We start from the raw sequence: 21,858 nt of genomic DNA, 5'->3' as shown, positions 1-21,858 counted from the left end.
CCGCCCGACCCGGGCGGGCGCCGTCGGGCACGCTGGGGCACGGTGGGGCACGGTGGGGCACGGTCGGGTACGGGGTGACGCGTACGGGTTCCACACGATTGTCCGCTCTCTGCCGCGTCCGTAGCGTCGAGAGGGACCGATCCGCGTGCGGCCCGCGAAGGGGCGGGCCTGCGAGGACCCACGCACCACCGGATGGAGAGCGAGACATCATGCGAAGACTCAGAGCGGCACTGCTCGCGGCCGTGCTCGGCGCGGCGGCGATCGTCGCCCCCGTCGTCGTCGCGCCGAGCGCGTCCGCCCACGGCTGGATCACGTCACCGCCGAGCCGGCAGGACCACTGCGCGAAGGGCACCACGTCGTTCGACTGCGGGTCCATCAGGTACGAGCCGCAGAGCGTCGAGGCGGCCAAGGGATCGATGCAGTGCTCGGGCGGCAGCGGCTTCAGCATCCTCGACGACGCGAGCAAGCCGTGGCCGCGCACCCAGGTCGGGTCGTCGGTGACGTTCCAGTGGAGGCTCACCGCGGCGCACAACACCAGCACGTGGGAGTACTTCGTCGACGGCGTGCTGTTCAAGACGTTCAGCCAGGGCGGTGCGCAGCCGCCGAGCAACATCTCCCACACGCTCACCGGCCTCCCGCAGGGCAACCACACGATCCTCGCTCGCTGGAACGTGTCGAACACGCCGATGGCGTTCTACAACTGCGTCGACCTGACCGTCGGCACCGGCGGCGGGGGTCCGACGACCCCGCCCACGGACCCGACCGACCCGCCCGGCGACTGCACCGCGCCCGCCTGGTCCACGAGCGGCGTCTACCTCGGCGGCGCGCGCGTCTCGCACGCGGGCAGGACGTACGAGGCGAAGTGGTGGACGACGGGCGAGAACCCCGCCCAGAGCGGCCAGTGGGGCGTGTGGAAGGACGTCGGCGCCTGCTGACCCGCTGAGCACCGACCCGAGCGACGCGTCTGCGCGCGGGTGATGCGTCCCTGGACGCCTCGCTCGCGCGCAGACGCGTCCGTCGTTCGCCGGTCCGACGGCGACCACAGGCCCGCGCCGTCCACAGGCCGGGTCGGCCGGCGTGCCGCACGTGGCACGTCCCGCCCGTCGTGAGGCGCTGCGGCAGCGCAGGCGCGCTTCTCCCGTCGCTGGTGCCGGCGGGCCGCGGCCGTCAGCCGCGGCCGCGCAGGCGGTCGATCTCGCGTCGCTCGCGCTTCGTCGGGCGGCCGGCGCCGCGGTCGCGCAGGGCCAGCGGCACGGTGAGCTCGCGCGGCGGCGGGGGCGGGCTCTGGTCGGTCAGCGCCTCGGCCGCGAGCGCCGCGGAGACGCGCTTGACCAGCACCTTCTCGACCACCAGCACCTTCTCCGCCAGACCGCCCCGCACGACGACGCGGTCCCCGACCTTGACGTTCGTCGCCGGCTTGGCGCGCTCGCCGTTGACGCGCACGTGACCGGCCTTGACCCCGGCCGTCGCCTGCGACCGGCTCTTGTACACGCGGACGGCCCAGAGCCAGCTGTCGACGCGCGCGCTCGTCGGGGCACCGCCGGCCGACCTGCCCGCAGCACCGCCTGTCGTCCCGCCTGTCGCCATGTCCCGAGCCTACGAGGTCCACGACGCGCGCCCGTGACCTGCCACGACACGCCCTGGCGCGCCTCCCCGGCGTGCGAGGGGCGGTCGTCCGTGCCACGGTGAGGCGTGGCCAGCCAGGGTGACCGCCCTGCGTGGCCGGATGTGTCCTTCAGGAACGGAGACGTGACATGGGAATCATCGGCTGGATCCTCATCGGGCTCATCATGGGTGCGATCGCGCGTGCGATCGTCCCGGGCAAGCAGAAGGGCGGCTGGATCGTCACGCTGATCCTGGGTGTCCTCGGGGCGCTCCTGGGAGGTTTCATCGCGACGGCGGTGTTCGGGACGGACGCGAACGAGGAGTTCTTCGACCTGGGCACGTGGGGCTTCGCGCTCCTCGGCTCGCTGATCGTCGTCTTCATCTGGTCGTGGTTCACGAACCGCAAGCGCGCCTGACGACGCCCGGTCGGCGTGCCGACCGAGACCACCGCGACGGCCCGGTCCCCTCAGGGACCGGGCCGTCGTCGTGCGCGGACCGCGGACCGCCGTGGGCGGCCGCGCAATACCGTGGACAGCGGCCACCCGGCGCGTGACCCTGGGTGCATGCTCACCGCCCCCCGGACCGTCACCGACGTCGCGCTCCCCCCGGGCCTCGTCCTCGTCGAGGTCCTCGCCGACGACGTCCCGGTGGGCCGCGCGGACGCGCCCGCCGCCTGGGCGTACCGTGCGGTCGCCGACATCGACCACGAGCTCGAGCGCGAGACCCACGGGCACGACGACATGGCGCTCGAGGCGCGGGACGCGCTCGCCGGCATGCGGCACCAGGAGTACGCCACGAAGCGACGCTTCGTGGTCGTGCTGGCCGACGCGCTCGCTGCCGGTGCCCCGTCGCCCGGGGTGGACGACGTCGTCGCGCACCTGTTCACGGCCTGCCCCACCACCAGCAACCCGCGCCTCGCCGAGCTGTACCCGTTCGTGCGACCGGCCGCCCGGGGGCAGGGCATCGGCTCGGCCCTCCTGGCCGTCGCGGAGCGGCTCGCGGCGGAGGCGGGACGCACGTCGCTCCTGAGCCACACCCTCCAGGGCACCGAACCGCCCGCCGGTCCCGGCACCGTCGCCGCGACGACAGGGGCGGGACGGGTGGACGCCGAGGCGCCGGCGACCCGGTTCGCGCGGGCGCACGGGTACACGCTCGAGCAGGTGGACCGGCACTCGGTCCTCGAGCTCCCGCTCGCCGACGGTCTGCTCGAGCGCCTCGGGGCCGCGGCGCGCACCGCGGCGGGCGGGGACTACCGGCTGCGCACGTGGGCGGACGCGGTGCCGGACGAGCGGGTGGACCAGGTCGCGGACCTGTTCACCCGGATGAGCACCGACGCGCCGGTCGGCGGCGTCGACTACGAGGAGGACCCCTGGGACGCGCAGCGCGTCCGGACGTGGGTCGGCCAGCTGCGCGACAAGGACTACGGCTTCCTCATGACCGTGGCGGAGCACGTGCCGTCCGGCGACCTCGCGGCCTTCACGCTCTTCGAGTACCCGCGCGACCGGACGGCGTTCGCGCACCAGGAGGACACGCTCGTCCTGCGGGAGCACCGCGGCCGCCGGCTGGGCATGCTCGTCAAGGTCGCGAACCTCGAGGCGCTCCTCGCCGCCCGGCCGGCGACGCGGCGCATCCACACGGGCAACGCCGAGGAGAACCGGCACATGCTCGCGATCAACGTCGCCCTGGGCTTCCGTCCGGCGGGCGGCTGGGCGTCCTGGCAGAAGAAGACCGCCGGCACGACCCCCGGCACGACGGCTGGCACGACCCCGAGCACGACACAGGAGGATGCATGAGCGGCACGACGTCGACGGGGACCACGTCGGTCCGGATCGACCAGGTCCCCGCGTCGCCCGACGGGCCCGACGCGTGGGCGGTGCACGGCACGGTGCTCGTCAGCGAGGCGATCGACCGGCACGTCTACGGGCACACCGACCTCGCGCTCGACGCCGGGACGGTCGTCAACAGCGTCGCCAGCGGGGACTACCGCCGCACCGTCCGCCGCGTCGCCGTCCTCGACGGCGTCGAGGGCGTCGAGGGCGTCGAGGGCGACCGCCACGACAGCGACGACACGCTCCCCGACGGCCGCCGCGCGCCGAGGCCCGAGGACGTCGTCGGCCGGTCGATGATCGCCATGCCGCTCCGGGGCAGCACCCGCACGGCGCTCGTCTACGTGGGGGTGCACCCCGACCACCGCGGTCGCGGCGTCGGGACGGCGCTGTGGGAGGACGCGCTCGCGATCGCCCGCGCGGCGGGGCGACGCGTGATCATGGCCGACTCGACCTCCGCGCCCGAGCCTGCCCCGGGGCCGGACGCGATCGAGGCCCCGACGGGCAGCGGTCGCATCCCCCGGCACGACCCCTCCACGACGTTCGTCCTGGACCGGGGCTTCGTGCTCGAGCAGGTCCAGCGGCACTCGGTGCTCGAGCTGCCCGTGCCCGCGGAGCGCCTCGACCCCCTGCGCGCCGACGCCCGGCGCCGCGCGGACGGGTACCGCGTCCACGTGTGGACGGACGACGTGCCCGACGCCTGGCTCGACCAGCTCGCCGTGCTCGAGACGCGCATGAGCACCGACGCACCCAGCGCGGGCCTGGAGATCGAGGAGGACCCGTGGGACGCGCAGCGCGTGCGCACGGCGTACCAGGACTTCCACGACCGGGGCCAGGGCTACGTCGTCGCCGCCGCGGAGCACGTGGCCACAGGGACGCTGGCCGGGTTCTCCATGGTCGCGTACCCGCGGGACAAGCCGGAGGTCGTGTTCCAGGAGGACACGCTGGTGCTGCGCGAGCACCGCGGGCACGCGCTGGGCATGCTCGTGAAGGTCGCCGTGCTCGACGAGCTCGCCCGGTCGCGGCCCGCCGCGCGTCGCGTCCACACGTGGAACGCCCAGGAGAACGACCACATGCTCGCGATCAACGTCGCCCTGGGTTTCGCACCGACGAGCGTCGACGCGGAGTGGCAGCTGCGGCTCGACGACGCCGACGCCTCGGACTCCCAGCAGCTCGCCGGAGCCTGAGGCGAGGGCGCCGCCTCAGCGGATGCCGTCGAGGAACCGCACGACGCGCTCCGTGACGAGGGCGGCCGCCTCCGGCTCGTGGGACGGCAGGCTCGGGTCCGTGAACAGGTGCTCGTCGCCGGGATAGAGGAACAGCTCGGCGTCGGGCGTGGAGTCCACGAGCTCGCGCGCCGACTCCAGGTCGCCCTCCCCGGCGAAGAACGGGTCCGCCTCCGCCCCGTGCACCTGCACGGGCAGGGCGTCGGGCCACGCCTCGCCGAACTCGGACACGGGGACGCACGCCTCGAGCAGCACGGCGCCCTTCGCGCCCGCGCGCGTCTGGGCGAGCATCTGCGCGGGCAGCACCCCGAGCGAGATCCCCGCGTAGACGAGGCCGGGTCCGAGCCCGTCCGCCACCGACCGTCCCCGCTCGAGGATCGTGTCGAACCCGAGCTCCTCGGCGTACCCGACGCCCTCCTCGAGGGTGTCGAACGTCCGGCCCTCGAAGAGGTCGGGGACGTGCACGACGTTCCCCGCGTCGCGCAGGACCCCGGCGAGCTCCTCGACGCCCTCCGTGACCCCCAGGGCGTGGTGGAACAGCAGCACCTCGGCCATGTCTCCTCCGTCTCGTCGTCGCGGCGCCCGCGCGCCGCCCGTCCCATCGTGGTCCGTGCCGCGCGTGCCCGCCGCTCGTGCGGCCGACGACGGGACGTTCGTCAGGCGGGCGGCGGACCTCTCGCGGGGCGGGCGGGGTGGGCGTGCGGCGGCGGCGGTCAGTAGCGTGGTCCGCATGACCTCCTCGCCCGTACCCCCGTCGACGCCACCACGACCGCGTCGTGGGGCGCGCTCACCGCGCACCGCGACTCGCTGCACCCGGACCTGCGCGGCTGGTTCGCCGCCGACCCGCAGCGCGCCGACCGGCTGACGCACCAGGCGGCCGACCTGACGGTCGACCTCTCGAAGAACCTCGTGACCGACGAGACGCTCGAGCTGCTCACGCGGCTCGCGGACGAGGTGGACCTCGGCGGCCGGCTCGAGGCGATGTTCCGCGGCGACCACATCAACGTCACGGAGGACCGCGCCGTCCTGCACACCGCGCTGCGCCGCCCGGCGCCGCTCGGCGACGACGAGCACCTGGTCGTGGACGGCCAGGACGTCGACGCGGACGTGCACGACGTGCTGCACAAGGTCTACGGCTTCGCCGACCGGGTCCGCTCGGGCGAGTGGACGGGCGTGACCGGCGAGCGGGTCCGCACGGTCGTGAACATCGGCATCGGCGGCTCCGACCTCGGGCCGGTCATGGCCTACGAGGCGCTGCTGCCCTACAAGCACGAGGACATCGAGGTCCGGTTCGTCTCGAACATCGACCCGACGGACGTCGCGGAGAAGACCGCCGGTCTCGACCCGCGCACCACGCTGTTCATCGTCGCGTCCAAGACGTTCGGCACGCTCGAGACGCTGACGAACGCGCGCCTCGCGCGCGACTGGCTGTGGACGGAGCTCGCCGCGCTCGGCGCCCTCGAGGACTCCGACGAGGCGCGCCAGGGCGCGGTCGCGAAGCACTTCGTCGCCGTCTCCACCGCGCTCGACAAGGTCGCCGCGTTCGGCATCGACCCCGAGAACGCGTTCGGCTTCTGGGACTGGGTGGGCGGCCGCTACTCGCTGGACTCCGCGATCGGCACGTCGCTCGCGATCGCGATCGGGCCGCAGCGCTTCGCGGAGCTGCTCGCGGGGTTCCACGCGATCGACGAGCACGTGCGCACCACACCGTTCGCGCAGAACGTCCCGGTCCTCATGGGCCTGCTCAACGTCTGGTACGTGAACTTCCTCGACGCGCACACGCACGCGGTCCTCCCCTACGCGCAGTACCTGCACCGCTTCCCCGCGTACCTGCAGCAGCTGACGATGGAGTCGAACGGCAAGCGCGTGCGCTGGGACGGCTCCCCCGTGACGACCGAGACCGGGGAGATCTTCTGGGGCGAGCCCGGCACGAACGGCCAGCACGCGTTCTACCAGCTCATCCACCAGGGCACGCGGCTGATCCCGGCGGACTTCATCGCCGTGGCGAACCCGGCGCACCCGCTCACGGACGACGTCGGCGACGGTGGCGCGGTCCGGCCCGGCGCCGACGTGCACGGGCTCTTCCTCGCGAACTTCTTCGCCCAGACGAAGGCGCTCGCCTTCGGCAAGACGGCCGACGAGGTGCGGGCCGAGGGCACGGACGAGGCGCTCGTCTCGGCGCGCACGTTCCCGGGCAACCGTCCGACGACGTCGATCCTCGCGCCGGCGCTCACGCCGTCGGTCCTCGGGCAGCTCATCGCGCTGTACGAGCACATCACGTTCGTCCAGGGCGTCGTGTGGGGCATCGACAGCTTCGACCAGTGGGGCGTCGAGCTCGGCAAGAAGCTCGCGCTCGAGATCGCGCCCGCCGTCGCCGGGGACGACGACGCCCTCGACGCCCAGGACCCGTCGACGTCCGCGCTCATCACGCGCTACCTGGAGCTGCGCGACTGACGCCGGTCGCGACGCGCCGCGGTCCGCGCCTCCCGGGCCGGTCGCTCCCCTTCCGGGGACGACCGGCTCGTGCCCCGCGCGGACCGCCGCGCTGCGTACACTTTCCCCGCGACCGCCGAGGCCCCGCGGTCGCGTTCTCCTGGAAGGAGCCCAGCGATGCCCCCCGTCGCCACAGACACCCTCGCCCGCGCCCTCGAGCTCCACGCGGACACCGTCCGCGACGCCTGGATCGAGGCGTCCGCCGCGGAGCTGCGCGGCCGCACCTCGCGCGGCGAGCTCGAGCGCGAGCAGTCCGACATCCTCGACGCCCTGCTCGAGGGCCTGCGCGCGGGCGGCTCGGTCCTCTCGGACCCCGCCTTCGACCAGCTGCGCGGCATCCTCGCCGACGTCTCGGCCGCGCGTGCGCGCCTCGGCTTCACGCCCCGCGAGACGGCGATCGGCGTGTTCGCGCTCAAGGAGGGCCTGTACCGCCTGACGTCGGACGACGGCGTCGCCGTGGACGTCACGCCCGTCCTGCGGCTCGTCGACGACCTCGGCCTCTTCACGTTCGAGACGTTCGCGTCCGCCCGCGAGGCGATCATCGCGGAGCAGGCCGAGCAGCTGCTCGAGCTCTCGACGCCCGTGGTCAAGCTGTGGGACGGCATCGTCGCCGTGCCGCTCGTCGGGACGCTCGACTCCGCGCGCACGCAGGTCGTCATGGAGAAGCTGCTCAACACGCTCGTGGACACGGGCAGCGAGCACGCGATCATCGACATCACCGGCGTCCCCGCCGTCGACACGCAGGTCGCGCAGCACCTGCTCAAGACCGTCGTCGCGGCGCGCCTCATGGGTGCCGAGTGCACGATCAGCGGCATCCGGCCGCAGATCGCGCAGACCATCGTCGCGCTCGGCATCGAGTTCGGCGACATCCGCACCCGGGCGTCGCTCGCCGACGCGCTCGTCGACGCCCTGCGCGCCGGCAAGCGGGCGTCCTCGACCGGGGTGCTCGCGTGAGCGACGGCGTACCGATCCTCAAGATCGGGTCGACGCTGCTCGTGTCGATCCAGGTCGACCTCCAGGACGACACCGCCCTGCAGCTCCAGGAGGACCTCGCCGAGCGCATCACCCAGACCGGTGCGCGCGGCGTGCTCATCGACATCTCGGGGCTGGAGATCGTCGACAGCTTCATCGGCCGCATGCTCGCGTCGGTCGCGGCGATCTCGCACGTGCTCGACGCCACCACCGTGGTGGTCGGGATGCGGCCGGCGGTCGCCATCACGATGGTCGAGCTCGGGCTCTCGCTCGGGGACGTCCGCACGGCGCTCGACGTCGAGCGCGGACTGGCCCTCCTGGCGCCCCAGGAGCGATCGGCCGAGGAGATCCTCCTCGCCGCCGCCGAGCGCGAGGTGGGATGACCACCGCGACCGCGGCGACCGCCGAGCGACTGCCGGTCCGCGCGGACTCCGACGTGGTGAAGGTCCGCCAGCTGGTGCGCTCGCTCGCGCAGAGCGCGAAGCTCTCGCTCGTCGACCAGACCAAGCTCGTCACCGCGGCGAGCGAGCTCGCGCGCAACACCCTGGTGTACGGGGGCGGCGGCGAGGCGGAGGTGGAGCTCGTGTCCGACGGCGTGCGCACCGGTGTGCGCGCCGTCTTCAGCGACGAGGGCCCGGGCATCCCGGACCTCGACCTGGCGCTCACCGACGGCTGGACCAGCGGCGGCGGTCTCGGCCTCGGTCTGTCCGGCTCGCGCCGGCTCGTGCAGCACTTCGCGATCGACACCGCCCCCGGTCGCGGCACCCGGGTCGAGATCGCCACCTGGTCCCGGTGAGCGCCGTCCACGACCCTCTCGACGTGCCGCCCACGGCCGTCGAGGCGGGCACCTGGTTCACCGTCGACCACCCCTCGGCCGTGGGCGGCGTCCGGCGCGCCGCGAGCGCCGTCGCCGTCCGCCTGGGCTTCGGCGAGTCGCGGGCGGCGGAGGTCGGGCTCGTCGTGTCCGAGCTGGCGACGAACCAGTGCCGCCACGCGGGCGGCGGGTCGGTGCTGGTGCGGGTCCGCTTCACGGGTGACGACGCGGCCGTCGAGGTCCTCGCCGTCGACTCCGGACCGGGCATGAGGGACATCGCCGCGGCGATGCGCGACGGCGTCTCCAGCCGCGGGACGCTCGGGATCGGTCTCGGCACGCTGCCGCGGCTCACGTCGGCGTGGGACGCGTGGACGTCGCCCGGCCGGGGCACGGTCGTGGCGGCGGTGTTCGAGCGGTCCGGCACGGCGGCCACGCTGACGGGACCCACCGGCGTGATGCGCCCCATGACGGGCCAGAGCGTGTGCGGCGACGCCTTCGCCGTGCGCACCGACGACGGCGTGACGAGCCTGCTCGTCGCCGACGGGCTCGGTCACGGCCCGCTGGCCGCGACGGCGTCGGGCAGCGCGGTCCGCGCGTTCCTCGCCGCACCTGCCGGTCCTCCCGCCGCGCTCGTGCAACGTGTCCACGGGGCGCTCGGCGGGACGCGCGGCGCCGCGGTCGCGGTGGCGCAGCCGACCGGCACGACCCTGCGCTACGCGGGCCTCGGCAACATCGCGGGCGCGGTGCACGGCGCGCGCACCCGCGGGCTGGTGAGCCACCCCGGGATCGCGGGCTCGCACGGACGTGCGCTGCGCGAGACCACGTACCCGCTCGCGGCCGGCGACGTCGTCGCCCTGCACAGCGACGGGCTCACCGCACGGTGGTCGCTCGCGGACTACCCCGGCCTCGCGTCCCGGTCCCCGCTCGTCGTCTCGGGGGTGCTCCTGCGCGACCACGCGGTGCGCCGGGACGACGCGTGCGTCGCCGTGCTCTCGGTCCCGCCGGCGGGCCAGGGGGCGGCGGCGTGAGCACGACCGTCCTGTCGACGCAGCTGCGCGCCGACACCGACGTCCTCGCGCTCCGGCGCGCCGGGCGGGAGATCGGCAGGCACCTCGGTCTCGACACCCAGGACCAGGTACGCCTCGCCACCGCGCTCTCCGAGGTGGGGCGCGCGGCGGTCGCGACGGGCGCGGCGGACGTGACGATCGCCGTCGTCCCGGGGGTCCCGCACGCGACGCTGCGCGCCGAGGTCGCCACGGGGTCGCCGCTGCCCCACGAGGGCGAGTCGTCCGAGGGCGGCATCCCGGCGGCGCGCCGACTGGTCGACGTGCTGACGCTCGACCCGGCGCGGGAGCACGTGGTGCTCGTCAAGTCGCTCGCGGCGACCGCGCGGACCGACGACGCGACGCTCGCCGTGGTGCGGCGGTCCGTGGGGGCGGCGCACGACGCCGACGCTCTCGAGGAGCTGCGCGTGCAGAACGCCGAGCTGGTGCGCACCCTCGACGAGCTCACCGAGCAGAAGGAGCAGCTGCGGCGCGTCAACCAGGAGCTGGAGGAGACCAACCGCGGCGTCCTGGCGATGTACGACCAGCTGTCGTCCGAGCTCGAGGAGACGAACACGGGCGTCGTCGCCCTGTACGCCGAGCTCGACGAGCGCGGCCACGAGCTGGCCGCGGCGAACGAGTCGAAGACGCGGTTCCTGCGCAACGTCAGCCACGAGCTGCGCACGCCGGTGAACTCGATCATCGGCCTCGTGTCGCTCCTCGCGGACTCGCGCCTCGACGCGGAGCAGGAGCACCAGGTCGCGTTCGTGCGCGAGAGCGCCCACACGCTGCTCACCCTCGTCGACGAGCTGCTCGACCTCGCACGGGCCGAGGCCGGGCACGAGGACGTCGAGCCCGCGTGGGTCGACGTGGCGGGGCTCTTCGACGAGCTGCGGGGCACGACGCTGCCCCTCGTGCGCGACGGCGTGGCGCTCGAGCTCTCCGCGCCGCCCGGGCTGCGCCTCGTGACGGACCGGCGCCTCCTCGCGCGCGTGCTGCGCAACCTCCTCACCAACGCGGTGAAGTTCACGGAGTCGGGGCACGTGCGGCTCGTGGCGGGCGTCGAGGAGGACGGCATGGTGTCCTTCACGGTCGAGGACACGGGCCTCGGCATCCCCGCGGAGCACCTGGAGTCGGTCTTCGAGGAGTTCGTCCAGGTGCCGAACCGCCTCCAGCCGACCGTGCGCGGCACGGGGCTCGGCCTCCCGTACGCGCGGCGCACGTCCGAGGCCCTGGGCGGCACGCTCGGGGCGACGTCGCGGCCGGGCTCGGGCAGCGTGTTCACCGTCCGGCTGCCGTCCCTCGTCGACGCCCCCCTCGCGCCGCCGGTCGACCCGGTCGTCGAGGACGACCCGGCGCCGCTGGACCGGATCGGCCACGTGCTCGTCGTCGACGACGACCGCGCCTACGCGACGGTCCTCGTCGGGATGCTGCGCGACGCGGTGGCGCGCGTGAGCGTCGCGCACGACGCGACGCACGCCCTCGCCCTGCTGCGCGACGGCGCGGCCGACGCCGTGCTGCTCGACGTGCGCATGCCGGGGACCGACGGCGTCACGCTGCTCGGCCGGATCCGCGAGCAGCACCCCGGCCTGCCCGGCGTGCTCATGTCGAGCGCCCCGCCGCCCGCCCTGCCGCAGCACCTGGCGGCCGTCCCGTTCCTGGCGAAGTCGGCGATCGACCGCGACCTGCTCGTGTCGACGCTGCGCGGTGAGGCGGGCGCGCGATGACCGACGCCCGGACCGTCCTCGTCGTCGACGACACGCCGGCGCACCGGTACGTCATGGTGAGCTGGCTGCGCCGTGCCGGCTTCGAGGTCGTCGAGGCCGGGACCGGCGCCGAGGCGATCGCGCGGGTGGCCGCCTCCACGGACGCCGTGGTGCTCGACGTCAACCTGCCCGACGTCTCCGGTCGCGAGGTGTGCCGCCTCATCAAGGCCGACCCGGTCACCGCGCACGTCCCCGTGCTGCACGTCTCCGCGACGGCTGTCGACGCCGCGGCGCGCACGGCGGGTCTCGAGGGCGGGGCAGACGCCTACCTGCCGGAGCCCCTCGACCGCGACGAGTTCCTGGCGACGATCAGCGCGCTGTGCCGCACGCACGACGCCCAGCGCGGGATCGGCCGCACCGCGCGGCGCCTCGAGACGCTCGCCGCGGCGCTCGTGCCCCTCCACGAGGCCCGGTCGTCCGAGGCGATCGTCGACCACGCGGCGCGCGGCGCGTGCGCCGTGCTCGGTAGACCGGTGGTGGCCATGGTGGTCGCCGACGCCGGGGTCGTGCTGCGCTCGGTGTGCGTCGCGCCGGACTCGCCGCTCGTGCGCGGGCGGGGCACGGCGCCGGTCCTGCCGCCCACCGGCGTGGAGACCGTGGTGTTCCGGCCCGACGAGATCCCGCCGCCGTGGCGCCCGCTGCTCGCCGAGGCGGGCGTCGAGGGCGGCGCCTGGTGGACGATGTGGCTCGTCGCGGGCGACGGCGCGCTCGTCGGCGGCCTCGGTGTGCAGGTGGAGGACTCGCCGGACGCGCCGTCGGCCGAGGACCGCGAGGTCGTCGCGCGGTTCGTCGAGGCGGCGACCGTCGCGATGACGAACCTGCGCACGTTCACCGAGGAGCACCGCATCGCGCTCGCGCTGCAGCGCACGCTGCTCCCCGCGACCCTCGCGGTGGACGGCGCGGTCGAGGTCGCCGCACGCTACGAGGCGTCGGACGACCGCCTCGACGTCGGCGGCGACTTCTACGACGCGTTCGACCTCCCCGACGGACGCGTCGCGGTCGTCATCGGCGACGTCCAGGGTCACTCGCTGCGCGCGGCGACCGTCATGGCCGAGGTGCGGCTCACCCTCCGCGCGTACCTGCGCGAGGGCCACGCCGCGGCCCGGGCCCTGGACCTGCTCAACGAGGCGCTCCGGCACGACCACACCGAGTTCGCGACGGTGTGCGTGTGCGTCCTCGACCCGCGCAGCGGTGCCGTGGAGATCACGGACGCCGGCCACCTCCCCGCGCTCGTCGTGCGGGCCGACGGCACGGTGGTCCGGGCGAAGGCGGGCTCGCGCCTGCTCGGCGTGCCGAGCCCGGACGAGCGCCCGGCCCACCACGACGTGCTCGCACCCGGCGACCTGCTCGTGCTGGTCACCGACGGGCTCGTCGAGCGCCGCCGCACCTCGCTCCTCGCGGCGATCGACCGGCTCACGGCGCTCGCCGCCGAGGGCGCCGGGAGCCGGCCCGCCGACCTGTGCGAGCGGCTCGTCGCCGCGTTCGACGACGAGGGCCGCGAGGACGACGTCGCGGTCGTGGTCGCGCGTCGGCGGCCGCCTCACTCGGTCCCGGAGGGCACCTTGTCCTTGACGTCCTCGTACGACGTGTCCGCGGGCGCCTCGGCCGGGGAGTAGACCAGCCGGACCACGCCCGTCGGGAACGCCTCGGACCGCAGGAGCGTCAGCGGGTAGCGCGGCTCCCCCTCGTCGAACAGGCGCTCGCCCGCGCGGGCCGCCACGGGGTGGACCAGCAGGCGGAGCTCGTCGAGGAGCCCGGCCGCGAGGAGCTGCCGCACGACCGAGATCGATCCCGGGACGAGGATCCGCCGGGTCCCCGGCTCCGCCTTGAGCGCGCGCACGGCCTCGACGAGGTCGCCGTCGAGCCGCTCGACGTGGCGCCACCCGAGCTCCTGGTCGCCCCGGGTCGCCACGACCTTGCGCGTGTCCCCGAGGCGCTTCGCGAACTCGGCGTCCTCCTCGCCCGCGGCCTCCCGGTCCGGCCACGCACCCGCGAAGCTGTCGTACGTGACGCGGCCGAGCAGCAGGACGTCGACCTGCTGGTAGTCGTCGTCGACGGCGGCCGCCATGTTGTCGTCGAAGTACGGGAAGTGCCACTCCGGGTCGATCTCGGCCACTCCGTCGAGCGAGATGAACAGGGTCGAGACGAGCGTCGCCATGAGGTCCTCCGGGTGCGATGGGGTCGTGCGTCCACGGTCGTGAGCGAACGGGTCGTGCGCGGACACGGAGGTGGACCACACCCGCCCGCCCAACTCATCGGTCCCGGCCCGTCCTGCCGAGGGCTCAGCGGCGCAGCCCCAGGGCCACGACGGCGCCGACCGCGAGGTGCTCGGCGAGCAGCACGACGACCGCCCCGGTGCTCACGCCGCCCAGCGGGCCGAGCAGCGACACGAGCAGCACGACGGCGCACGTCACGAGCCAGGCCCGCTCGCCGCGGCCCGGGCTCGACGCGCGGAGCCGCCCGAGCAGCGCGCGCACCCCCCATCCGCCGTACCCGACGACGAGCGCGGCGACGACCACCGCGACGATCCCGACGTCCTGCGTCGTGGCGGCGGACCTGGCCGCGACGTCCACACCTGCGGCCGCCCCGACGAGCCACACCGCCGCGGCCACGACGGCGGCCGCGAGCGGGACGGACCAGCGGGGCACGCGGCGTCGGGCCGCGGGCGACGCACCGGGGCCGGCCCCGGGCCCCGAGCCGGCCTGGACGGACGGCACGGTCCCTGCCCCGTGCGAGCTGTTCTGCGACGTGGTCATGCTGGCCTCCTTCGTCACGCGGCCGGAGCCGCGGCCGGCCTCGTGCCGACGCCCCCACGCTGCCGCCCGCCGGCGCACCGGCGCGCCCGTCCGACGTCGGCGGCCGACCCGCCCGACGACGGAGGCCACCCCCGACCGCGAGACCACGACCCCCGACCTTGGTCGGTGTCGGCCGTCCGCGGCGCCGCCTAGCGTCGGCGGCATGAGCACCCCGTCTCCGGAAACCCGGCCCCCGCGCGGTCCGGCCGTCGACCCGGCCGTCGACGCGGCCGTCGGCCCGGCCGTCGGCCCGGCCGTCGGCCCGGCCGTCGATGCTGCCGTCCACGACGCGCTCGACCCCACCCTCGACTGCGCGCCGCTCGCGGGACCCCCGGTGCTCGCGACGTCGTCCGCGCGCCGCGACCCCGCGGCCCGCCTCGTGCCGTGGGCGTGGGTCGCCGCCGCCTGGGCCGCGGTCGCGGTCCTCACGCTCCTGTCGCTCGTGCCGCTCCTCGCCGGCGACGACGGGCCGCCCGGCACCGCGGTCGACGTCGCCGTGGCGGTCGCCGCGCTCGCCGCGCTCCCTCTCCTGTGGACGCGGCGACCGGTCCCGGTGGCCGTCGTCCTCGCGGCGCTCGCCGCCGTGTCGGGGGCGGCGACGCCCGCCTCGACCGTCGCGACGCTGCACGTCGCGCGCTGGTACCCCGTGCGGACGGCGCTCCCCGTCGCGCTCGCCGGGTTCGCGGGTCACGCCGTGCAGGCCCTGTGGCGGCCGGTCGCCCTGCCGATCGGGTGGTGGCTGCTGTGCGACCTCGCCGTCCACGCCGCCCTCCTCGGCTGGGGCGCGTACTGGCGGGCGCGCGCCGAGCTCCTGTGGTCGCTGCGCGGGCGCGCGCGCCGCGCCGAGGCCGACGCCGAGCGCCGCGTCACGGAGGCCCGGCTCGCGGAGCGCACGCGCATCGCGCGCGAGATGCACGACACCCTCGCCCACCGTCTGTCCCTCCTCGCAGCGACGGCGGGCGCGCTCGAGTACCGGCCCGACGCCCCGCCCGAGCGGCTGGCCGCCGCCGCCGCGCTCGTGCGCGAGGGCGTGAGCGCGGCGCTCGACGACCTGCGGGACGTCGTCCGCGTGCTCCGCGCGCTGCCCGACGACGGTCGCCCGGCGGACGAGGCCCGGCTCGCTCCCCCGCCGACGCTGGCCGACGTCGACCGGCTCGTCGCCGAGGCGCGCGACGCGGGAGGTGCCGTGACCTACGAGCGCACGGGCGACGTCGTGCCGCCGGCCGCCGTCGCGACGGCCGCGTACCGCGTCGCGCAGGAGGGCCTGACGAACGCCCGGCGCCACGCGCCCGGCAGCCCGGTGGTGCTCCGGGTCGCGGTGTCGCCCGGCGAGGTGCGCGTCGTCGTGTCCGACACCGGCGCCCGGCTCGTGCCGAGCGGTCCCCCGGACGTCGCGGCCGGGACGGGGACGGGGCTCGTCGGCCTGCGCGAGCGCGTCGACCTGCTCGGCGGGACCGTCGAGGCGGGCGCCCGCACCTGCGGCGGCGCGACGGGGTTCGTGCTCGACGCCCGGCTACCGTGGGGCGCATGAGCGCGCACCCGCCCCTCCCCGGGTCCCGCACGCGGCTCGTCGTCGTCGACGACGACGCGCTCGTGCGCTCCGGCCTGCGCCTCATGCTCGACGGGGCGGACGGCATCGAGGTCGTGGGCGAGGCGTCCGACGGCGGAGCCGTGGCGGGCGTGCTCGACGCGCACCCGGCGGACGTCGTGCTCATGGACCTGCGGATGCCGGGCGTCGACGGGATCGAGGCGACCCGCCGGGTGCGGGCCCGCGCGGACGCGCCGGCCGTCGTCGTGCTCACGACGTTCGACTCCGAGGAGGAGGTCGTGGGCGCGCTGCACGCCGGCGCGTCGGGCTACCTGCTCAAGGACATGGCCCCGCAGCGGATCGTCGCCGCGGTCCTCGCCGCGGCCGCGGGCGAGCCGGTGCTGTCACCCGCGATCGCGCGACGGCTCATGTCGTCCGCCGCCTCGGCGGGCGGGACGCGGGAGCGGGCGCTCGCGACGCTCGGCCGCCTCACCGCGCGCGAGCGCGACGTGGCCGTCGAGATCGGTCGCGGCGCGAGCAACGCGGAGATCGCGGCGCGGCTCTACCTCTCCGTCCCGACCGTCAAGGCGCACGTGTCGAGCGTGCTGCTCAAGCTGGGCGTCGAGAACCGGACCCAGGTGGCGCTCGTCGTGCACGACGCCGGCGCCGACGCGGGGGCGTGAAGACGCGACGCCCACCGCCGAGCACGACCTGGAGGTCGTTCTCGGCCGGAGAACGACCGCCAGGTCGTGCTCGACCGTCAGTCGCCGGGCCACTCCCCCGTCCAGCGCTCGAACGCGCGAGCGCCGCCACGGTCGATGAGCGCCTTGACCACGGCGTAGATCGCGCCCTGGATGAGAGCCGCGAGCACGATCTCCTTGAGCGGGTACTCCGACTGGAGCGGGCCCGGGGCGTCCTTGCGGTCGCCCGGCGCCACCTTCTTGTAGACCTGCTTGAACACCTGACCCGCCACCAGGCCGCCCACGATCGAGCTCGCGAGGCCGACCGGTCGGTACAGGATCTTCGCGGACTTGCTGCCGCCCTTCTCGGGGAGGTTCTCGCCGATCGATGCGTCGCTCATCCCTCGACGCTAGGACGAGGTCGACGACGTCGCGCGCCGAACGGGCGCAGGGTGCCCTCGTCGCGCCGTCAGCCCGGGACGACCGCGCAGCCCGCGAGGTCGAGCGCGACCGCGACCTCGTCGCCCGGCACCCCGTCGCCCGGCTCCCCCGCCTCGTCCGCCGGGCGTGCCCCGAGCGCGACGACACGGACCGTCCCCGCGCCACCCGCGACGCCCGTGCTGCCCTCACCACCCGGGAGCGCGACGTCGACCGTGATCTCGGTCGCGCCGCGGCGGAACACGCTGCCGACGACGGTGCCGGGCCACGGACCGTCCGACGGCCCGACGACGCGCAGGCCCCGCGGCCCGATCGCGAGCACCCCGTCGACCGGCGTCCCCGGGGGGAGAGCCGGCCCGGTGGCCGGGGGCAGGGACAGGTCGGCGATCGCGACGAACGCCTGGTAGCCCAGGAACTCCGCGACGCGGCGCGACGACGGCGCGCGCCACAGCTCCTCCGGCGGCGCCACCTGCAGCACCCGGCCGGCGTCCATGACGGCGACGCGGTCGGCCACGGTGAACGCCTCGTCGTGGTCGTGCGTGACGAACACCGCGGTCGTGCCGGTCGCCCGCAGCGCGGCGCGCAGGTCGAGCGCGAGCCGCTCCCGCAGCCCGCGGTCGAGCGCGGAGAGCGGCTCGTCGAGCAGCAGGAGGCGCGGGCCCGGCGCGAGGGACCGCGCGAGGGCGACGCGCTGCCGCTCGCCGCCGCTCAGCGTCGTCACCGCGCGCCGCTCGTACCCCGCGAGACCGACGACGCCCAACAGGTCCCGCACCCGGTCGTCCCGCTGCGCGCGCGGCAGGTCGGCGATCCCGTACGCGACGTTGCCCGCGACGTCGCGGTGCGGGAAGAGCTGGCCCTCCTGGAACATGAGCCCGAACCCGCGCCGGTGCACGGGGACGCCCGCGAGGTCGTCGCCCGCGAAGCGCACGGTGCCGGCGGCCACCGGCTCGAGCCCGGCGACGGCGCGCAGCAGGCTGGACTTGCCGCACCCGCTCGGCCCGAGCAGCGCGAGCACCTCGCCGGGTGCGACGTCGAGCGAGACGCCCGCGACCGCCGTCGTGCCGGGGTCCCGGCGACCCCCGCGGCGCGACCCTCCCCCGTACCGCACGACGACGTCCCGCACCCGCAGCCCCGCACCGTCCGCCGCGTCGTGAGCGGGCCGCTGCGCCGCTCCGGGCGCGACGGGCCGGGTGGTCGGGTCGGTCTGCACCATCAGAACTCTCCTCCGGGGCGGTCGCCGCGCAACCGCTCGGCGAGCAGCATGACGACGGCGGTGAGCAGGGCCAGGACGACGCTCGCCGCCAGCGCCATGCCCTGGTTCTCCGCGCCGGGACGGCCGACGAGCCGGAAGATGACGACGGGCAGGGTCGCGGTGTCGGGGCGGGCCAGGAACGACGTCGCGCCGAACTCGCCGAGCGACACCGCGAACGCGAACCCGACCGCGAGGCCGAGCGACCGCGCGGCGATGGGCCCGTCGACGCTGCGGAACACGCGCCCCGGCGCCGCCCCCAGGGTCGCGGCCGCCTCGCGGAGCCGGGGGTCGATCGCGCGCAGCGTCGGCAGCACCGTGCGCACGACGAGCGGGATCGCGACGACGGCCTGCGCGATCGGTACGAGCAGCCCCGAGGTGCGCAGGTCGACGTCGAGCCCGAGCGGCCGGTCGAGCGTGACGAGGAAGCCGAAACCGACCGTCACCGCCGACACCCCCAGCGGGAGCATGAACAGGGAGTCGAGCGCGCCGATCGCCCGCCGGCCCGTGCGCGAGCGCGGTCGCCGGGACACGACGAGCGCGACGAGCCCCCCGATCGCCACCGCGAGCAGCGTCGCGAGCGTCGCCGTGCGCAGCGAGTTCGCGGCGGCCTCCCACACGGTGACGGACAGCGCGTTGCGACCGCCCGTCGTGCCGAGGTTCGCGTAGTTGTCGAGGCCCCAGCCGCCGCCCGGCACGCGCAGGGACCGCACGACGAGCGTCACGAGCGGCAGACCGACGAGCACCACGACCACGACGGCGGTCAGCGCGGCCGGCAGGAGGTCGCCGCCGGGCCGGCCGCGGACCGGTCCGCCGGCGGGCCCGCGCTGCCACAGGCGCAGCGGGTGCGCGGCGCTCGACGCGGCGGTGAGCGTCAGCGCCCGCTCCCGCTTCGCGCGCGCGCGGTTCGCGACCGCGAGCGCGGCCACGACGACGGCGAGCTGCACGACGGACAGCACCGCGGCGGTGCGCAGGTCGAGGAACTGCGTCGTCTGGATCCAGATCTCCGTCTCGATCGTCCCGTACCGGATGCCGCCGAGGACGAGGACGACGCCGAACGCCGTCGCGCAGAAGAGGAACACGATCGACGCCGCGCTCGCGATCGCCGGACCCAGCGCGGGCAGGGTCACCGTCCGGAACGCGCGCCACGGCGTCGCCCCGAGCGCGCGGGCCGCCTGCTCCGCGCGCGGGTCGAGGTGCTCCCACAGCCCGCCGACCGTGCGCACGACGACCGAGTAGTTGAAGAACACCAGCGCCACGACGATCGCCGCGAACGTCCCGTCGAGCCGCAGGAAGCCGAGCGGCCCGCCCTCGACGAGGAGCGTGCGGAAGGCGACGCCCACGACGACCGTGGGCAGCACGAACGGCACGGTCACGACGGCGCGCAGCACGCGACGCCCGCGGAACCGGCACCGGTACAGCACGTACGCGCCGGGCACGCCGAGCAGGAGCGAGAACGTCGTCCCGAGCACGGCCTGCCACAGCGTGAGCCCGACGATCCGCCACGTCCGCGGGTCCGAGAACACCTCCGCGAACCCCGACAGGTCGAGACCGCCGTCGGCCCCGACGAACCCGCGCGCCACGAGCGCCAGCACGGGCCACGCGAAGAACACCGCGAGGAAGACCAGCGGCACCGCCGCAGCGACGCCCCAGAGCACGCCGCGCCCGACGGCGCCCCGCACCAGGGGCCCGGGACCGGGACGGGTCAGTCGACGACCGTCGCCGTCCACGCCTTGATCCACTCGTCGCGGTGCGCGTCGATCTCCTCGGGCGCGACCTCGAACGGCTCGTCGGAGAGCGGCGCGAACTGCTCCCACTCGGCGGGCAGCGCGACGGTGTCGTCGACGGGGTACATGTACATCTGGCCCGGCACGTCGGCCTGGAACGCCTCGCTCACGAGGAAGTCCACGAGCTGCTGCGCGCCCTCCGGGTTCTCGGCGCCCGCCAGCACGCCGGCGTGCTCGACCTGGCGGAAGCAGGTCTCGAGCAGCGCGCCCGTCGTCGACGACGTCCCGTCCTCGGCGACCGTGAACGCGGGCGACGTGGAGTACGACAGCACGAGCGGCCGGTCGCCCGCGCCCTCGCCCCCGGAGAAGTCGACGGAGTACGCGTCGGACCAGCCGTCGACGACCTTGACGCCGTTCTCCCGCAGGTCGGCCCAGTACTGCTCCCAGCCGTCCTCGCCGAACGCGCCGACGGTCGCGAGGAGGAACGCGAGCCCGGGCGACGACGTCGCGGGGTTGGTGACGACGAGGAGGTCTCGGTACACGGGGTCGGCCAGGTCCTCGAGGGTCTCGGGCTCCGGGACGCCGGCCTCGGTGAACCACGCGTGGTCGACGTTGACGCACACGTCGCCGACGTCGACGGGCGTGAGCTCGCCGTCGCCGACGGCGTACTGCTCCGCGGACGCCGGGAGGTCGGCGGGCGTGTACGGGTCGAGCACGCCCTCGTCGATCGCGCGCGTCGCGAACGTGCTGTCGATCCCGAAGACGACGTCGCCGAGCGGGGAGCCCTTCGTGAGGACGAGCTGGTTGACGAGCGCGCCGCCGTCGCCGGGCGCGACCTGCTCGACCGTCAGGCCGCTCTCCTCCTCGAACGCGGCGAGCACCTCGTCGCTCACGGCGAACGAGTCGTGCGTGACGAGCGTGACGGTGCCGCCCCCCGATGCCGCGTCGCCGCCGGCGTCACCGCCCGCGTCGCCGTCGCTCCCGCACGCGGCGAGCGCGAGGAGCGCGAGCGTGGTCCCCGCGGCGAGCGCGGCGGTGCGGGCGGGCCCGGCGGTGGCTCGCCCGGCGGTGGTGGCCCTGGTCGTGTGCTGCACGTGTCCTCCCTGGACGTTCAGGAGGGGTCCAACCGCCGGGTCGGCACGGGGCCGACGCCGACGGGTGATCGAGATTCCCGACTTCCTCCACCGGTGCTAACCGGATCAGGTTCGAGGGTCTGCGGTGGTCCGCACTCTCAGCTCCCGGGGAGCTCCCCTGTCGTTCCCGGCGAGCGTACACCGCGGTCGCCGCCGCACGGCGTCGACGCAGGCCAGGGACTACGGTGGTGCGCAGCACACCGGCCCGAGGCCGGACCGCCGACCCGATGGAGGAGCACCCGTGCCAGACACCGAGGAGAAGGCCACTCTCGCCGTCAAGGTGGGGACCGTCGCCCTGACGTTCGCCGCCGGCTGGGCGGCGCAGAAGCTCGTCACGCTCGTGTGGGCGAAGGTCACGGGGCACGACGCGCCGAAGGACCTGGACGACGAGGAGGTCGGCATCGTCTCGGCCGTCACGTTCGCGGCCGTCGCCGCCGGGGTCGGTGTCCTCGCCCGGCGGTTCGCCGGCAAGGAGGCCAAGCGCGTCGTGACGCGCTTCCTGTCGTAGTACTCGGCGCGGCCCGGGTCGGGGGCCGCCGCGCAGCCCGGGTACCCTGGCGCGC

The 21,858-nt window shown here is 75.5% G+C and carries 21 protein-coding genes, 1 pseudogene and 1 riboswitch; of the genes and pseudogenes, 14 read left to right on the top strand and 8 right to left on the bottom strand.

The features are described from left to right. The first annotated feature begins 209 nt into the window (after window positions 1-209). Complete coding sequence (locus ACWPWV_RS09540) at window positions 210-935, top strand: lytic polysaccharide monooxygenase (protein ID WP_454042685.1); 726 nt, start codon at window positions 210-212, stop codon at window positions 933-935. 232 nt (window positions 936-1,167) lie between these two features. Here the strand turns inward: ACWPWV_RS09540 and ACWPWV_RS09535 are convergent, their stop codons facing one another. Further along, a complete protein-coding gene (locus ACWPWV_RS09535; protein WP_454042684.1) occupies window positions 1,168-1,587 on the bottom strand; it encodes an RNA-binding S4 domain-containing protein in 420 nt (139 codons plus the stop codon). A gap of 167 nt (window positions 1,588-1,754) precedes the next feature. Between ACWPWV_RS09535 and ACWPWV_RS09530 the strand changes: the two genes are divergently transcribed. The 3 genes from ACWPWV_RS09530 to ACWPWV_RS09520 all read left to right on the top strand — a co-directional run bounded on the left by ACWPWV_RS09530 (window position 1,755) and on the right by ACWPWV_RS09520 (window position 4,618). Further along, window positions 1,755-2,021, top strand: a complete 267-nt coding sequence (locus ACWPWV_RS09530; protein WP_454042683.1) for a GlsB/YeaQ/YmgE family stress response membrane protein — start codon at window positions 1,755-1,757, stop codon at window positions 2,019-2,021. A 147-nt stretch (window positions 2,022-2,168) separates the two neighbouring features. Continuing rightward, entirely contained in the window at window positions 2,169-3,398 is a 1,230-nt protein-coding gene (locus tag ACWPWV_RS09525; protein WP_454042682.1) for a GNAT family N-acetyltransferase, read from the top strand. Further along, a complete protein-coding gene (locus ACWPWV_RS09520) occupies window positions 3,395-4,618 on the top strand; it encodes a GNAT family N-acetyltransferase (protein WP_454042681.1) in 1,224 nt (407 codons plus the stop codon). Before ACWPWV_RS09525 ends, ACWPWV_RS09520 begins: the two co-directional genes overlap by 4 nt. 15 nt (window positions 4,619-4,633) lie before the next feature. On the opposite strand, the gene ACWPWV_RS09515 is transcribed toward ACWPWV_RS09520, so the two are convergent. Beyond that, a complete protein-coding gene (locus ACWPWV_RS09515; RefSeq protein ID WP_454042680.1) occupies window positions 4,634-5,212 on the bottom strand; it encodes a dienelactone hydrolase family protein in 579 nt (192 codons plus the stop codon). 195 nt (window positions 5,213-5,407) lie between these two features. On the opposite strand from ACWPWV_RS09515, the pseudogene pgi reads away from it, so the two are divergent. The 7 genes and pseudogenes from pgi to ACWPWV_RS09480 all read left to right on the top strand — a co-directional run. Further along, window positions 5,408-7,111 (top strand): annotated as a pseudogene (gene pgi / locus ACWPWV_RS09510) (glucose-6-phosphate isomerase); the annotation flags it as partial. A gap of 156 nt (window positions 7,112-7,267) precedes the next feature. After that, window positions 7,268-8,104 carry an STAS domain-containing protein gene (locus ACWPWV_RS09505; RefSeq protein WP_454042679.1) on the top strand — a complete coding sequence of 279 codons (837 nt, stop codon included), beginning with the start codon at window positions 7,268-7,270 and terminating at the stop codon, window positions 8,102-8,104. Next, the gene (locus ACWPWV_RS09500) at window positions 8,101-8,505 is read left to right on the top strand and encodes an STAS domain-containing protein (protein ID WP_454042678.1); all 405 of its coding nucleotides are present in this window, start codon (window positions 8,101-8,103) and stop codon (window positions 8,503-8,505) included. Before ACWPWV_RS09505 ends, ACWPWV_RS09500 begins: the two co-directional genes overlap by 4 nt. Continuing rightward, the gene (locus ACWPWV_RS09495; RefSeq protein ID WP_454042677.1) at window positions 8,502-8,918 is read left to right on the top strand and encodes an anti-sigma regulatory factor; all 417 of its coding nucleotides are present in this window, start codon (window positions 8,502-8,504) and stop codon (window positions 8,916-8,918) included. Before ACWPWV_RS09500 ends, ACWPWV_RS09495 begins: the two co-directional genes overlap by 4 nt. 23 nt (window positions 8,919-8,941) lie before the next feature. Continuing rightward, window positions 8,942-9,964 (top strand): ATP-binding SpoIIE family protein phosphatase, encoded by a 1,023-nt coding sequence (locus tag ACWPWV_RS09490; protein WP_454042676.1) that lies wholly within the window; start codon window positions 8,942-8,944, stop codon window positions 9,962-9,964. Continuing rightward, window positions 9,961-11,706: an ATP-binding response regulator gene (locus tag ACWPWV_RS09485; protein ID WP_454042675.1), complete on the top strand. Its 1,746-nt coding sequence runs from the start codon at window positions 9,961-9,963 to the stop codon at window positions 11,704-11,706. The genes ACWPWV_RS09490 and ACWPWV_RS09485 overlap by 4 nt, the downstream gene beginning before the upstream one ends. Further along, window positions 11,703-13,361 (top strand): SpoIIE family protein phosphatase, encoded by a 1,659-nt coding sequence (locus tag ACWPWV_RS09480; protein ID WP_454042674.1) that lies wholly within the window; start codon window positions 11,703-11,705, stop codon window positions 13,359-13,361. Before ACWPWV_RS09485 ends, ACWPWV_RS09480 begins: the two co-directional genes overlap by 4 nt. Here the strand turns inward: ACWPWV_RS09480 and ACWPWV_RS09475 are convergent. Further along, window positions 13,286-13,903: a dihydrofolate reductase family protein gene (locus tag ACWPWV_RS09475; RefSeq protein WP_454042673.1), complete on the bottom strand. Its 618-nt coding sequence runs from the start codon at window positions 13,901-13,903 to the stop codon at window positions 13,286-13,288. The genes ACWPWV_RS09480 and ACWPWV_RS09475 overlap by 76 nt on opposite strands. Before the next feature lie 124 nt (window positions 13,904-14,027). Beyond that, a complete protein-coding gene (locus ACWPWV_RS09470; protein ID WP_454042672.1) occupies window positions 14,028-14,501 on the bottom strand; it encodes a DUF6069 family protein in 474 nt (157 codons plus the stop codon). 202 nt (window positions 14,502-14,703) lie between these two features. Between ACWPWV_RS09470 and ACWPWV_RS09465 the strand changes: the two genes are divergently transcribed. Both ACWPWV_RS09465 and ACWPWV_RS09460 read left to right on the top strand, forming a co-directional pair. Beyond that, the gene (locus ACWPWV_RS09465; RefSeq protein ID WP_454042671.1) at window positions 14,704-16,071 is read left to right on the top strand and encodes a sensor histidine kinase; all 1,368 of its coding nucleotides are present in this window, start codon (window positions 14,704-14,706) and stop codon (window positions 16,069-16,071) included. Continuing rightward, entirely contained in the window at window positions 16,068-16,751 is a 684-nt protein-coding gene (locus tag ACWPWV_RS09460; protein WP_454042670.1) for a response regulator, read from the top strand. Before ACWPWV_RS09465 ends, ACWPWV_RS09460 begins: the two co-directional genes overlap by 4 nt. Before the next feature lie 77 nt (window positions 16,752-16,828). On the opposite strand, the gene ACWPWV_RS09455 is transcribed toward ACWPWV_RS09460, so the two are convergent. The 4 genes from ACWPWV_RS09455 to ACWPWV_RS09440 all read right to left on the bottom strand — a co-directional run bounded on the left by ACWPWV_RS09455 (window position 16,829) and on the right by ACWPWV_RS09440 (window position 21,256). Then, window positions 16,829-17,149: a DUF4235 domain-containing protein gene (locus ACWPWV_RS09455; protein WP_454042669.1), complete on the bottom strand. Its 321-nt coding sequence runs from the start codon at window positions 17,147-17,149 to the stop codon at window positions 16,829-16,831. Window positions 17,150-17,217: 68 nt separating this feature from the next. After that, window positions 17,218-18,399, bottom strand: a complete 1,182-nt coding sequence (locus tag ACWPWV_RS09450; protein ID WP_454042668.1) for an ABC transporter ATP-binding protein — start codon at window positions 18,397-18,399, stop codon at window positions 17,218-17,220. Beyond that, entirely contained in the window at window positions 18,399-20,165 is a 1,767-nt protein-coding gene (locus ACWPWV_RS09445; protein ID WP_454042667.1) for an ABC transporter permease, read from the bottom strand. Before ACWPWV_RS09445 ends, ACWPWV_RS09450 begins: the two co-directional genes overlap by 1 nt. Next, window positions 20,141-21,256 carry a thiamine ABC transporter substrate-binding protein gene (locus tag ACWPWV_RS09440; protein ID WP_454042666.1) on the bottom strand — a complete coding sequence of 372 codons (1,116 nt, stop codon included), beginning with the start codon at window positions 21,254-21,256 and terminating at the stop codon, window positions 20,141-20,143. Before ACWPWV_RS09440 ends, ACWPWV_RS09445 begins: the two co-directional genes overlap by 25 nt. A gap of 65 nt (window positions 21,257-21,321) precedes the next feature. Continuing rightward, window positions 21,322-21,425, bottom strand: a riboswitch (TPP riboswitch). Between the two features lie 111 nt (window positions 21,426-21,536). On the opposite strand from ACWPWV_RS09440, the gene ACWPWV_RS09435 reads away from it, so the two are divergent. Continuing rightward, a complete protein-coding gene (locus tag ACWPWV_RS09435; protein ID WP_454042665.1) occupies window positions 21,537-21,803 on the top strand; it encodes a DUF4235 domain-containing protein in 267 nt (88 codons plus the stop codon). The last annotated feature ends 55 nt before the right edge of the window (window positions 21,804-21,858 follow it).

This window comes from Cellulosimicrobium sp. Marseille-Q8652 (assembly GCF_965112045.1).
The sequence above is the reverse complement of the archived record's forward strand: the minus strand, read 5'-3'. Positions and strand labels throughout refer to the sequence as shown.

What these genes read in the sequence shown, in the direction of transcription:
- ACWPWV_RS09540 (WP_454042685.1), top strand. Translation starts at nt 210, where the DNA reads ATGCGAAGACTCAGAGCGGCACTGCTCGCGGCCGTGCTCGGCGCGGCG.
- ACWPWV_RS09535 (WP_454042684.1), bottom strand. Translation starts at nt 1,587, where the DNA reads ATGGCGACAGGCGGGACGACAGGCGGTGCTGCGGGCAGGTCGGCCGGC.
- ACWPWV_RS09530 (WP_454042683.1), top strand. Translation starts at nt 1,755, where the DNA reads ATGGGAATCATCGGCTGGATCCTCATCGGGCTCATCATGGGTGCGATC.
- ACWPWV_RS09525 (WP_454042682.1), top strand. Translation starts at nt 2,169, where the DNA reads ATGCTCACCGCCCCCCGGACCGTCACCGACGTCGCGCTCCCCCCGGGC.
- ACWPWV_RS09520 (WP_454042681.1), top strand. Translation starts at nt 3,395, where the DNA reads ATGAGCGGCACGACGTCGACGGGGACCACGTCGGTCCGGATCGACCAG.
- ACWPWV_RS09515 (WP_454042680.1), bottom strand. Translation starts at nt 5,212, where the DNA reads ATGGCCGAGGTGCTGCTGTTCCACCACGCCCTGGGGGTCACGGAGGGC.
- ACWPWV_RS09505 (WP_454042679.1), top strand. Translation starts at nt 7,268, where the DNA reads ATGCCCCCCGTCGCCACAGACACCCTCGCCCGCGCCCTCGAGCTCCAC.
- ACWPWV_RS09495 (WP_454042677.1), top strand. Translation starts at nt 8,502, where the DNA reads ATGACCACCGCGACCGCGGCGACCGCCGAGCGACTGCCGGTCCGCGCG.
- ACWPWV_RS09480 (WP_454042674.1), top strand. Translation starts at nt 11,703, where the DNA reads ATGACCGACGCCCGGACCGTCCTCGTCGTCGACGACACGCCGGCGCAC.
- ACWPWV_RS09475 (WP_454042673.1), bottom strand. Translation starts at nt 13,903, where the DNA reads ATGGCGACGCTCGTCTCGACCCTGTTCATCTCGCTCGACGGAGTGGCC.
- ACWPWV_RS09470 (WP_454042672.1), bottom strand. Translation starts at nt 14,501, where the DNA reads ATGACCACGTCGCAGAACAGCTCGCACGGGGCAGGGACCGTGCCGTCC.
- ACWPWV_RS09465 (WP_454042671.1), top strand. Translation starts at nt 14,704, where the DNA reads ATGAGCACCCCGTCTCCGGAAACCCGGCCCCCGCGCGGTCCGGCCGTC.
- ACWPWV_RS09460 (WP_454042670.1), top strand. Translation starts at nt 16,068, where the DNA reads ATGAGCGCGCACCCGCCCCTCCCCGGGTCCCGCACGCGGCTCGTCGTC.
- ACWPWV_RS09455 (WP_454042669.1), bottom strand. Translation starts at nt 17,149, where the DNA reads ATGAGCGACGCATCGATCGGCGAGAACCTCCCCGAGAAGGGCGGCAGC.
- ACWPWV_RS09450 (WP_454042668.1), bottom strand. Translation starts at nt 18,399, where the DNA reads ATGGTGCAGACCGACCCGACCACCCGGCCCGTCGCGCCCGGAGCGGCG.